The following is an 11574-nucleotide window of genomic DNA, read 5'->3' as shown; positions in this document are numbered from 1 at the left end:
GCGCGTCATCGCCATGCTGGGCTGGGGCGGGCTCGCGGAACGGGTGCTGGCCCCGGCGGCGGGCTGTTTCGTGCTGCCCGAGGCCGTGGCGATGGAAACCGGCGCGGCGATCTTGATGACCTACGGCACCTCCTTCCACGCCTTGCGCGACCGGGCGGGGATTCGGCCGGGCGAAAGCCTGCTGGTGCTGGGCGCGGGTGGCGGCGTCGGTCTGGCGGCGGTGGAACTGGGGCTGGCGCTCGGCGCGAAGGTGACCGCCGCCGCGTCGTCGGAGGCGAAGCTGGAGCCTGCCCGCGCGATGGGCGTGGCGCACACGGTGGTCTATCCGGCGGAGGCGCTGGACCGCGCCGGGCAGAAGGGGTTCTCCGACGCGCTGAAGGCGGCGGGCGGGCCCTTCGACGTGATCCTCGACCCGGTGGGCGGCACCTATGCCGAACCCGCGCTGCGGGCCATTGCGCGGGGCGGGCGCTATCTGGTGGTGGGGTTCCCGGCCGGGCTGCCGTTGATCCCGCTGAACCTGCCTTTGCTCAAGGAATGCGACATCCGCGGCGTGTTCTGGGGGTCGCATATCGACCACGACCCCGCCGCCCATCGCGCCGCTGTCGGGGAACTGCTCGATCTTTGCGCCATGGCGCGGATCCGGCCGCTGATCCATCGCAGCTACCCGCTAGAGGCAGCGGGGGAGGCCATCGCCACGCTTTCCACCCGCGGGGTGGTGGGCAAGGTAGTGGTCACGGTCTGAAGGCTTCGCGCGCCTAACCGCCGTCCCCGGCGGTCAGTTCCCGGGCCACCAGCTCTCCATATAGTCGGCATCCGCCACGGTGCCGGTAAAATGCGGCGGGCGGCGGTCGCGGAAACTCGCCACCCCCTCCGCCGCGTCGGGCCCGGCCAGCGTGGCGGCAATGCCGCGGCTTTCCAGCCGGTGCGCCTCCTCCGGATGCGCGGCGCCCCCCATCTGCCACAGCAGTCGGCGGTTCAGCGCCACCGAGACGGGGGCGCAATTCGACGCGATCTCCTCCGCCAGCGCGCAGGCGCGGGGCATCAGCGCCTCGCCCGGCAGCACCTCCAGCACCAGCCCGCGGGCCAGCGCCTCCGCCGCCGGAAAGGTGCGCCCGGTCAGCATCCAGTCCTGCGCCACCTGCATGCCGACCAGCCGCGGCAGGAACCAGCTCGAACAGCTTTCGGCACAAATGCCGCGGCGCGCAAAGGGAAAGGCGAATTTCGCCGCCTCGCTGGCCAGCCGGATGTCCATCGCCAGCGTGAAGGTCGCGCCGAAACCCGCCGCCGGGCCGTTAATCGCCGCTATCACCGGCTTGCGCATGCGGAAAAGCCGCAGCACCGTCACGCCGCCCACATCCGGCGGAATGCCCTGCCCGGTCGCCGGATCGCCGCCGGAGGGCAGGTCGAACCCTTGCGTGAGGTCCGTGCCCGCACAAAAGGCCCGCCCCTCTCCGGTCACGATCACCGCGCGCACGGCGTCATCGGCATCGGCTGCATCCAGCGCCGCGATCAGCTCTCGATGTGTCTGCATCCGCGCGGCGTTGAGCTGCTCCGGTCGGCGAAAGGCGATCACTGCCACCCGCCCCGCCACCTCATAGCCGATGTCGTCGAAATCCATGGCCGTCCTCCCCCTGTGGCGTCAAATGTCCGACAGTCGGATAAGGAATGCAACGGGAATGATCGCGTCCCCACCCGTCCGATCAGCATACCCGAATTCACCGGCATCAAATGCCCGGTGGCCTTGCGCGCATCGCAGGCGAGGACCAGCATCGGCGATGTCCTCTGCTGTGCAGACGATCTGCAACGCGACCTCGGCAAAGCTGTCACGCATGGCCTCATAGAGGTGCTGCCCCAGCCGGTGTTGCAGCCAGCGTGTGTGGATCCGGCGCGACAGGACGGCATTCACCCGCGCCACCTGCAGCAGGAGCCGCATTGCGATTGATCCCGGCTATTTGAACCCCGTCGCCCTTTCCGCAAGGCGTGCAGCGGCGCGGTCTCTGCCTGATAGGCACTTCGGGTTATGGTTGGCAATCACGCTCCTCCCGACGACGTGACGCATATGCGGCGCACGGGGGCCGGGCGCTCTCCGATGCCGGGGTGGTCGTGCTGTCCGGCGCGGGGCGGAACTTCATGGCGGGCGGCCATCTGCAAGACTTTGCCGCGGCGGAGGACGCGCCCGCCGTCATCGACGCGACGATCAGCCGATACATGCCGGGCTGAAGGCGTGGGCGGCGTCGGATGCGATCACGATCCCCGCCGTGCACGGCCGCGTGGCGGGGACGGGGTGTCGCTGATGTCGATGGCCGACATGGTCGCGGCGGCGACGGGCAGCAGCTTCATCATGGCCTACGCGCGCATCGCTGGTATCCCGGATTGCGGCGCGACCTAGGCGCTGCCGCGCGCGGTCGGCCCCAAGGTGGCGATGGAGAAGATGCGGCTCAATGAACCGCTGGAGGTGGCGGAGGCGCTGCGTCTGGGCCTGGTGAACCCCGTGGTGCGGGCGGAGGCGATGGGGGAAACCACGATGGAGATGGCGCGGAAGCTGACCTCCGGGGCCGCTGGCCGCGCCGGGCAATGCGAAACATCTGCTGCGCAACTCCTCCAAGCGCCCGCTGGATGCGGAGCGGGAAGGGTTCCTGCGTCTTTCCGCCGTGCCGGACTTCTCCGAGGGCGTGCGTGCCCGGTTTGGAACGTCGGGAGCCGCAATTGGCGAAGTGAGGCTTGACGGGCATCTCAATACATCCGATTGTTGGTTTGTCCGACAAATGAGGCGACCGTGCAAACCACCCTTCCGCCCACAGGCATCGACACCACCGCGCTGGCCCGCTGGCTGCGTCCCCGCATGGACGGAATCGGCGACGACCTGACGCTGCGCCGGATCAGCGGCGGCCAGTCCAACCCGACCTTCTTTCTCGACAGCGGCAGCCGGCATCTGGTGCTGCGCAAGCGGCCCGATGGTGTGCTGCTGCCATCCGCCCATGCGGTGGACCGTGAATACCGGGTGCAGGCGGCGCTGGCCGGGACCGGGGTGGCGGTGCCGCCGACGGTGCTCTTCTGCGAGGATCGCAGCGTGATCGGCACCGAATTCTACCTGATGGAGCGGGTAGAGGGCCGGGTGCTGCACGACAACCTGCTGCCCGGCATCCCGAAACCCGACCGGCGCGCCTATTTCGACGCGCTGGCCGCCATGCTGGCGGAGGTACATCGCGTGGACATCGCCGCCGCGGGGCTGGAAGGCTTCGGCAAGACCGGCGGCTTTGCCGCGCGGCAGATCGCGCGCTGGACCCGGCAGTGGGACCTGTCGAACCCCGCGCCCAATGCCGATGTCGGCCGGCTGATCGACTGGCTGCCGAAGAATGTGCCGCAGGACGACCGCACCACGCTGGTGCATGGCGATTTCCGGCTGGGCAACGTCATGTTCCACCCCACGGAGCCGCGCATCGTCGCCGTGCTGGACTGGGAGCTGTCGACGCTGGGCCATCCGCTGGCCGATCTGGCGCATACCTGCGTCTACACCTGGTTCATGGCGCCGGACGAATACGGGCGCGGGCTGCGCGGTCAGGATCCGGCCGCCTACGGCCTGCCGGATCTGGCGGAATTCACCGCGCGCTATTTCGCGGCGGCGGGGCAGGGGGGGGAACTCACCACCTTCTGGCTGGCGCTGGCTTTGTTCAGAAACGCGGTGATCTTCGAAGGGATCGCCGCCCGCGCCCGGCAGGGCAATGCCGCATCCGACGATGCCGCCGAAGTGGGGGCGCTGGCCCCGCGGCTGGCCGCACTCGGCGCGGAACTGACGGCCTGACGGGCCGAAGAGGGAGGACGAGGATGGATTTCGCCTATACGCCGAAGGTGCTGGAGTTGCAGGCGCGGCTGCAAGCGTTCATGGACACGCATGTGCTGCCCGCGGTGCCGGACTATGACCGCGCCGCCGCCGAACACCGGTTTCCGGAGGCGCTGATTGACGGGCTGAAGGAAAAGGCCAAGGCGCAGGGGCTGTGGAACCTCTTTCTGCCTGCGCTGCGGGAGGGGGAGCCGGGGACGCGGCTCACCAATCTCGAATACGCCCCGCTGGCGGAGATCATGGGCCGCATCCCGTGGGCGTCGGAGGTGTTCAACTGCAACCCGCCCGACACCGGCAACATGGAGATCCTGCATCTCTTCGCCACGCCCGAACAGCGGGACCGCTGGCTGAACCCGCTGCTGGAAGGCACCATCCGCTCCGCCGTGTCAATCACGGAACCGGACCAGGCATCCTCCGACCCCACCAACCTCGCCACTACCATTCGGCGGGAAGGGGATGAATATGTCATCAACGGGCGCAAATGGTTCACCACCGGCGCGCTGCATCCGAAATTCGCCTTCACGCTGGTCATGGGCGTGTCCAACCCCGACCCGGAGGCGCCCCGCCACACCCGGCACAGCTTTGTCATCGTGCCCGCCGACACCCCCGGATTTCGCGTGGTGCGCGACGTGCCGATCATGCACCACCATTCCCCGGAGGGGCATTGCGAGGTCGAATTCACCGATGTCCGCGTGCCGGTCGCCAACCTGCTGGGGGAGGAGGGCGCCGGTTTCGCCGTGGCGCAGGCGCGGCTGGGGCCGGGGCGCATCCACCACTGCATGCGCACCATCGGGCAATGCGAATATGCGCTGGAGCTGATGTGCGAGCGCGCGCTGTCACGGTCCACCTTCGGGCACAAGCTGTCGGACTATTCCAACATCCAGGACTGGATCGCGGAAAGCCGGATCGGCATCGACCAGGCGCGGCTCTTGAACCTCTATGTCAGTTGGCTGATGGACAATCAGGGCAACAAGGCCGCGGCCACGCTGGTGTCGGAAATCAAGGTGGCGGCGGCGCGCTTGCAGACCGAGGTGCTGGACCGCGCCATGCAGGTTTTCGGCGCCAAGGGCATCACGCCGGACACGCCGCTGTCCTACCTCTGGACGTGGGGCCGGGCGCTGCGCTTCATCGACGGGCCGGACGAGGTACATCTGCGCGGGATCGCGCGGGTCGAGCTGAAGAAGGCGAAGCAGCGCCTGCCCGCCTGATCGAAGAAGGAGTGATCGCAGGCGTTGCTCTCGCGCAACATGGCCACCCTCACTCAAGACGGCCTCGAGCATCCCGAGCCCACGACGTATGGGCATTTCCTGTCGATGGCGCCTCGGGAAGCTTGGGCGAAATCGCGTGAGATCGATTTTTCGCCACGCATGGCGATGGAATCGGCTTTACGGGGAGAAGCGGGAGGTCATCACTTGGCATGAAGTTTTCGCGCCGATTGGCGGCGCGGATGGACGAGGACCACTCGTCCTGGCTTCTGAACGTCCTGGATGACTTCAGCCGAGAAGGGTTGGGTATCAGGGTCGATCTCTCGCTCCCAGCCGAGCGCGTCGTCCGCATGCTGAACCAGATCATCGAGTGGCGCGGCAAGCCGCTGTCGATCTCAGGGTCGATAACGGCCCCCAATGGATCAGCGCGACACTGATGATATGGGCGGCTCGGAACGGCAGTGCGCTCATCTACATTCAGCCCGGGAAGCCCCGGCAGAACGCCTGTGTCGCGCGCTACAGCCGAACGGTCGGGCATGAGGGGCTGGACCTCTGCATCTTCGAAAGCCTTGGGGAGGTCCGGTCGGCTGAGACGGAATCGCTCCGGACCTACAACAACGACCGCCCCAACATGGGTATCGGCGGCGCGCCCGCCCAGAACTGAAACTCGCCGGGTGAGTGCTACAAAATCGCACCGTTAAAACGGGGAGGATTACCCGGGATCAACTCCTTAGACCCCCGATCTGCCGGCTCACCACTGCGCTGGCCGGTTTCCGCGCTAGCGATCAGTCTGAGCGGGAGCGCATCAATTTCGCGCCACTGGGTCCGGCACGAGTGGTACGCGCTTTAACCTTTGCAGATTGGACGCAAGCGCTCGCCCATTGTATTATGGCAAACATTGCCATACCATTCGCGCAAAGGAGACGACGATGAGCACGATGAACATCTCGCTGCCGGACCCGATGAAGGTCTGGGTCGAAGAGCAGGCGAAATCCGGCCGCTATGCGAATTCGAGCGATTATGTCCGCGATCTGATTCGCCGTGATCGGGCGCGTCAGGAGGCGATCGCGGAAATCCAGAGCGCTCTCGCCGAGGGCTTGGCGAGTGGTCCGGCGGCTCCCCTCGATCGCGCCGCCTTCAAGTCCCGGTTGCGCGCGCAGCATGGCCGATAACGCGGGCTGGGTCCTCCGACCGGCCGCGCAAGCCGATCTCGAGAATATCTGGCGGCACGGTGCCGCGACTTGGGGCTTGGACCAGGCGGATCGTTATGCCGACGGCCTGTTCGCGCTGTTTGACCTGCTTGCCGATTTCCCCGAGATGGCCCGCGAACGCCGCGAATTCAGGCCACCGGCGCGGATCCATTCCCGCGGCGCTCATCTGGTCATCTATCGCGCCCAAGGGCAGGGCGTCGAGATCATCCGCATTCTGCATGCACATCAGAATCTCGCCGCCTATCTCGCACAGGACTGAGGCCTTATGGCGGGCTGTCACCCATTGCGTGCTGCTGACGCTCCTCAGGCCAGATTTTCTATGGATTCTTTTTAGCCGATAGGTGTCCCTTATCAGCATGGCATACCAGCGCGCTTGTAAGGGCCGCGTATGCTCTTCCTTTAATGGTTGCCGTCGCACCCGGCTTTTCCCGGTCCCGGGACGTCTCAGCTTTCGTGACCCTTCCGGTCCCGGGGGCGTTGCTCTTGAATTTGGCGATCGGATATGTTCCTTCGGTACATAACGCTTCAGGGATGCGCTCGGAGGGGCAGGGCTGCATGGACATCCGGTACGTCATGTCGGGTCGGGACCCGCAGACCAACCAAGCCCTGGCCACTGCCACGGAGCATGTCGCGGCTGAGGGCATCCGGCTGGCTGGCGCCGTGCAACCGGTGACCGGAGGGACCGCGCGGGGCGGGTGGGAAACCGTGCCGCGTCGGCTGCCCGATGGCCCGCTCCGAACCATTTGCGGGGACCAGTGCCGTGGGCTTGTCGGGTTGTCGACTGGCCGCCGGGGCGATGGAGCAGGTGGTCGGGCTGCAGGCCAGTTTGGCCGGCGCGCTGGGGCTGATCGTCGACAAATTCGGCAAGCAGGAGGCGGCGGGCCGCGGGCTGAGGGGGCTCATCGGAGAGGCCTGCAGGTGGGGCCGGTCGGCGCTCGGCCCGCAGGGCGGACCCTGTGTCTCGCCATTGCGGCGGATGCGGCGCAGCTCCCTGCGGACGTGGATCAGCGGCGGTCGATCGGATGCTCGGCTGGCTGCGTGACGCCTGCCATGCCGCCGCCGATTGACCGCGACACAGGAGAACACCCATGAAACTCAGCGCACGCAACGTTCTGCGGGGCACTGTGGCGGAGATCGTCACCGGGGCCGTCACCGCCCATGTACGGATCGACATCGGCGGCGCGGTGATCACCGCCGCGATCACCAACGAGGCGGTGAAGGAACTGGGCCTCACCGTCGGCCAGCCTGCCGCCGCGGTGGTCAAGGCCTCTGACGTGATGGTGGGGGTGGATGACTGACCCGCGCACCGACCCGCTCCGCCCGCATGAGGAGAGCGTGGCGCTGCCCGACCGCTTCGACGCGGGCCTGTGGTTCATCGGCCGGATCCGCACTCCGTGGACCAGCCGGGACGAATGCCCCAAGCGGGGAGATGCGGAGGGCGGCCCGCCCTGCCGGATCGATCTGGATCCCCGCTGGGCGGCGGCGCTGGAAGGAGTCGCGCGGCATGAGAAGGTGCAGGTCCTCTACTGGATGCATCTTTCGCGGCGTGACGCCGTGCGGCAGAACCCCCATTACGCCGACGGTTCCATCGGCACCTTTGCCATCCGCTCCCCGCTGCGGCCGAACCCGATCGCCTCCTCGGTGGTGCGGCTGTTGGGGGTGGAGGGGACCGTCCTTACCGTGCGCGGTCTCGACTGCGTGGACGGCACGCCGCTGATCGACCTCAAACCCGAATTCGGAGCCCTCTGGTGCGATACTTCTCCGCAGCCTCGCTGATCGGGGCGGCGCTTGCCGCGCTCATCGCCCTTCCCGCCGCCGCCCTCGACGGCCGAACCGTCACCGATGCGACCGGGCGCGAGGTCATGGTGCCCGTCCAACCGGAGCGGGTGTTCGCCGCAGGGCCGCCCGCCGCGACGCTCCTCTACACGCTGAAGCCGGAGGCGATGGTGGGCTGGGTCCGCGCGCCGAAAAAGGGCGATCTGCCCTTCCTGCGGCCGGAGGTGGCGGCCCTGCCCGAACTCGGCCGGCTGACCGGCAGGGGGGACACGCTGAACCTCGAAGTGCTGCTGGCCGCCAGGCCCGACCTGATCTTCGACTACGGCACGGTGAACGGCATCTACAAGGACCTCGCCGCCCGCGTACAGGATCAGGCGGGCGTGCCCTATATCCTGATCGACGGCTCCTTTGCCCGGCTTCCGCAGTCGATCCGGCAGCTGGGCGACGTCCTGGCGGTGCCGGAACGTGCCGAAACGCTGGCCGCCTATGCCGAACGGGCCTTCGCGGATCTGGACGGGCTGCTGGCGGAGATCCCGGAGGATCACCGTCCTTCCGTCTATCTCGCCCGCGGCCCGGAGGGGCTGGAGACCGCCGTTCGCGGGTCCATCAACGCCGAGATCATCGAACGCGTCGGCGGCCGCAACGTCGCCAGCGGAGAGACCGGGAACCTCGCCATCGTCAGTCCCGAGCAGGTGCAGGCCTGGGCGCCGGAGGTGATCATCACCATCGACCCCGGTTTCGCGGCGAAGGTCGGCACCATGCCCGAATGGCGCGGTGTCCCGGCGGTGGCGAAGGGCCGGGTCTACCTCGCCCCGGCGCAGCCCTTCGGCTTCATCGACACGCCGCCCTCGGTGAACCGGCTGATCGGGCTGAAATGGCTGGCGCAGAAGCTTTACCCGGATCGGGCCACCGGCGATCTGCATGCCGAAGTCGCGGACTTCTATCGCCTCTTCTACGGCGTGACGCCCGACGACGCAGCGGTTTCGGCGCTTCTGGGTGAGTGAGCGCAGGCTCGTTCCCCTGCTGGTGGCCGGGGTGATCGCCGCGCTGCTGGCCGGGGTGGCGATCGGGCCCTATCCGCTGTCGCTGCGCCAGATCCTGCAAGGGCTGGCGGGCGGGGGAGATGTTCAGGCCGCCACCGTGCTCTGGAACATCCGCCTGCCGCGCGTGCTGGCGGCGGCGCTGGTCGGCGCAGCGCTGGCGGCGGCGGGCGCCGCCTATCAGACCGCGTTTCGCAACCCGCTGGTGTCGCCGGACATCCTGGGCGTCTCGGCCGGCGCGGGGTTCGGCGCCGTGCTGGGCATCCTTCTCGGCCTGCCGGTGATGGCGATCCAGATGGCAGGCTTTGCCGCCGGGCTTGTCACCGTGGCGCTGGTCCTCCTGCTGTCGCTGTCGCTCCGGGGCGGGGGGCAGGTGCTGATCATGGTGCTGTGCGGCATCGCGGTGGGCGCGCTGGCGGGGGCGGGCATTTCGCTGGTGAAGCTGCTGGCCGACCCGGAGCAACAGCTGCCCGCCATCACCTTCTGGCTGATGGGCAGCCTCGCCGGGGCGAAGCGCCCCGATGTCGCGGCCGCCCTGCCGGCCATCCTCTGCGGTCTTGCGCCCCTTATCCTGCTGCGCTGGCGGATCGGGCTTCTGGCGCTCGGCGACGATGAGGCGCGGTCGATGGGGGTGGAGGCAGCGCGCCTGCGCCTGCTGGTCATTGTCTGCGCAACCCTGATGACCTCCGCCGCCGTGGCGCTGGCGGGGGTGATCGGCTGGGTCGGGCTCATGGTGCCGCATATGGCGCGCCTGCTGACCGGCCCGCGCTTCGACCGGCTGCTGCCCGCCGCCACGCTGATCGGCGCGGTCTTCATGGTTCTGGTAGACACCGCCGCCCGCTCCATCGCGCTGATCGAGGTGCCGCTGGGCATCCTGACCGCCGTGCTGGGCGCGCCGGTCTTCGTCTGGCTGCTGGCGCGGGGGGCACGCGGTTGGGCGGAGTGATCCCGCTGGTGCAGGCCCGCGCCCTGACCGTCGGCCATCGTGGCAGGCCGGTGCTGACCGGCATCGACCTAACGCTGGAAGCGGGGCGGGTCCTCTGCCTGCTCGGCCCCAACGGCGCGGGTAAGACCACGCTCTTCCGCACTCTGCTCGGCCTTCTGCGGCCCCTCGCGGGCGAGGTGCTGCTGGAGGGTCGCCCGCTTCGCAACCTGCCGCGGGCGCAGGTCGCTGCCGCGGTGGCCCATGTGCCGCAGGCGCTGAGCACGCCGTTTGCCTTCCGCGCGCTCGATCTGGTGCTGATGGGGGCTGCCGCGCGGCTCGGCCCGTTCGCCCGCCCCGGCCCGGTGGAGGAGGCGCGCGCCACGGAGGCCATGGCGACCCTCGGCATCGCCGATCTGGCCATGACGGAGATCACCCGCCTCTCCGGCGGCCAGCGGCAGATGGTGCTCATCGCCCGCGCGCTGGCGCAGGGCGCGCGCGCCATCGTGATGGACGAACCCACCGCCAGCCTGGACATCGCCAACCGCATCCGCGTGGTCCGGGCGATCCGCGATCTGGCCCTGCGCGGCGTGGCGGTGATCCTCTCCACCCACGACCCCGACCAGGCCGCGGCGCTTGGTGACCATGCGCTGCTGGTTGGGCGCGGGCAGGTTCTGGCCAGCGGCCCCATCGCGGAGGTGATGACCCCGGCCAATCTCTCCACCCTCTACAACGTGCCCCTGCGGCGCGAAACGCTCTCTGACGGTGGGCTGCACTTCCGGGACTGATCGCGGGCTGGTCGAGCCCCCGCCGTGCAGAGCATGAGGCAAAACCCCTTCCAGCATCGTTGAACCCAACAGGAAGTCATCTCAGAGGCGATCTGCGCGGCAGGTGGGGGGGTGCGGCGATCGTACCCTGTGGCGACGCGTCGCCAGTCGTTGAGACAGTGGAAGGTGCGCTCGAAAGGGGGGAAGATCAGGGCTGTGTTTCCATCTTCAACCGCCTTTCTTTTGTCGTGGGCGTGACGTTCCCAACGATACCCGCGTTATACAATCCGCGCTCTTGTGATCTGGAATATCCAAATATCATGAGCAACCCGGACCATCCTTCTGCTTGAGGAGCGGCAGAAGGAGAAAGGCCAAGAGGCGGAGCACTGGAGCGGCAGGCCGGCGCGATCCGGGCAAGGTAGGCGTAACCACGGCTCGCGCGGTCGGGTGCCGGTGGGCGGCAAAGCTCCTTACCGCAAGCGTGCATTGCGGACCGAAGGCATTGCCCCAAAGGGCATGTCCCGCCGGGTCCGGCAGATGCAGATCAGCTTGCCAGATCCATCGGTCCGCAATCCCGGGCAGGAGATGCATCCATCGCGCCGCCTATGCCGGCTGCGCGAAACCAAACCCCGGCCGATCGGCGCGCGACTGGCGCAGCACGATCTCGGCTCAGGCGGGCGCATCCGGATACCGACGGATCCGCACCGCAATGTCGAATGCCTGGATCCGATCGGCTTCGTGCCGCGGCATCTGCGGCAGTTAGCGTCCGCGCACGTGGTGTAATTTCAGCGCCTTCGACGGTGTAATCCCGG

16 protein-coding genes and 1 pseudogene are annotated in these 11574 nt (G+C 68.2%); 15 read left to right on the top strand and 2 right to left on the bottom strand.

Going from position 1 to position 11574, the window contains the following annotated elements; genetic code table 11:
* Positions 1-742: zinc-binding dehydrogenase (locus tag RT513_RS20130; protein WP_313534441.1), on the top strand; the 742-nt coding region annotated here is incomplete at its 5' end.
* Positions 743-775: 33 nt separating this feature from the next.
* On the opposite strand, the gene RT513_RS20125 is transcribed toward RT513_RS20130, so the two are convergent.
* Both RT513_RS20125 and RT513_RS20120 read right to left on the bottom strand, forming a co-directional pair.
* On the bottom strand, positions 776-1618 hold the full coding sequence (locus tag RT513_RS20125) for an enoyl-CoA hydratase-related protein (protein ID WP_290685785.1): 843 nt from the start codon (positions 1616-1618) through the stop codon (positions 776-778).
* Between the two features lie 21 nt (positions 1619-1639).
* Positions 1640-1933: a hypothetical protein gene (locus tag RT513_RS20120; protein WP_290685782.1), complete on the bottom strand. Its 294-nt coding sequence runs from the start codon at positions 1931-1933 to the stop codon at positions 1640-1642.
* 164 nt (positions 1934-2097) lie between these two features.
* On the opposite strand from RT513_RS20120, the gene RT513_RS20115 reads away from it, so the two are divergent.
* The 14 genes and pseudogenes from RT513_RS20115 (at position 2098) to RT513_RS20055 (ending at position 11545) form a co-directional block, all read left to right on the top strand.
* On the top strand, positions 2098-2220 hold the full coding sequence (locus tag RT513_RS20115; protein ID WP_290685779.1) for a hypothetical protein: 123 nt from the start codon (positions 2098-2100) through the stop codon (positions 2218-2220).
* Positions 2221-2392: 172 nt separating this feature from the next.
* Positions 2393-2725: an enoyl-CoA hydratase-related protein gene (locus RT513_RS20920; RefSeq protein ID WP_409518435.1), complete on the top strand. Its 333-nt coding sequence runs from the start codon at positions 2393-2395 to the stop codon at positions 2723-2725.
* A 51-nt stretch (positions 2726-2776) separates the two neighbouring features.
* Positions 2777-3802 carry a phosphotransferase family protein gene (locus RT513_RS20110; protein ID WP_290685776.1) on the top strand — a complete coding sequence of 342 codons (1026 nt, stop codon included), beginning with the start codon at positions 2777-2779 and terminating at the stop codon, positions 3800-3802.
* Between the two features lie 23 nt (positions 3803-3825).
* A complete protein-coding gene (locus RT513_RS20105) occupies positions 3826-5049 on the top strand; it encodes an acyl-CoA dehydrogenase family protein (RefSeq protein WP_290685773.1) in 1224 nt (407 codons plus the stop codon).
* A 260-nt stretch (positions 5050-5309) separates the two neighbouring features.
* Positions 5310-5710: pseudogene (locus tag RT513_RS20100) on the top strand (transposase); the annotation flags it as partial.
* A gap of 265 nt (positions 5711-5975) precedes the next feature.
* Positions 5976-6218, top strand: coding sequence for a type II toxin-antitoxin system ParD family antitoxin (locus RT513_RS20095; RefSeq protein ID WP_290685769.1), 243 nt, complete (start codon positions 5976-5978; stop codon positions 6216-6218).
* Positions 6208-6516: a type II toxin-antitoxin system RelE/ParE family toxin gene (locus RT513_RS20090; protein ID WP_290685766.1), complete on the top strand. Its 309-nt coding sequence runs from the start codon at positions 6208-6210 to the stop codon at positions 6514-6516. Before RT513_RS20095 ends, RT513_RS20090 begins: the two co-directional genes overlap by 11 nt.
* 465 nt (positions 6517-6981) lie before the next feature.
* Complete coding sequence (locus RT513_RS20085) at positions 6982-7299, top strand: DUF2478 domain-containing protein (protein WP_313534436.1); 318 nt, start codon at positions 6982-6984, stop codon at positions 7297-7299.
* A 46-nt stretch (positions 7300-7345) separates the two neighbouring features.
* Entirely contained in the window at positions 7346-7555 is a 210-nt protein-coding gene (locus RT513_RS20080; RefSeq protein WP_290685763.1) for a molybdopterin-binding protein, read from the top strand.
* Positions 7548-8033, top strand: a complete 486-nt coding sequence (locus RT513_RS20075) for an SAM-dependent methyltransferase (RefSeq protein ID WP_290685760.1) — start codon at positions 7548-7550, stop codon at positions 8031-8033. The genes RT513_RS20080 and RT513_RS20075 overlap by 8 nt, the downstream gene beginning before the upstream one ends.
* Entirely contained in the window at positions 8006-9037 is a 1032-nt protein-coding gene (locus RT513_RS20070) for an iron ABC transporter substrate-binding protein (protein ID WP_290685757.1), read from the top strand. Before RT513_RS20075 ends, RT513_RS20070 begins: the two co-directional genes overlap by 28 nt.
* The gene (locus RT513_RS20065; protein ID WP_290685754.1) at positions 9030-10019 is read left to right on the top strand and encodes a FecCD family ABC transporter permease; all 990 of its coding nucleotides are present in this window, start codon (positions 9030-9032) and stop codon (positions 10017-10019) included. Before RT513_RS20070 ends, RT513_RS20065 begins: the two co-directional genes overlap by 8 nt.
* Positions 10016-10783 (top strand): ABC transporter ATP-binding protein, encoded by a 768-nt coding sequence (locus RT513_RS20060; protein ID WP_290685884.1) that lies wholly within the window; start codon positions 10016-10018, stop codon positions 10781-10783. Before RT513_RS20065 ends, RT513_RS20060 begins: the two co-directional genes overlap by 4 nt.
* Positions 10784-11278: 495 nt before the next feature.
* Positions 11279-11545, top strand: a complete 267-nt coding sequence (locus RT513_RS20055) for a hypothetical protein (RefSeq protein ID WP_313534432.1) — start codon at positions 11279-11281, stop codon at positions 11543-11545.
* Positions 11546-11574 lie beyond the last annotated feature (29 nt).

It is taken from the genome of Haematobacter sp., assembly GCF_032102465.1.
Classification (GTDB): domain Bacteria; phylum Pseudomonadota; class Alphaproteobacteria; order Rhodobacterales; family Rhodobacteraceae; genus Haematobacter.
This window is presented reverse-complemented; position numbering and strand designations above follow the sequence as displayed.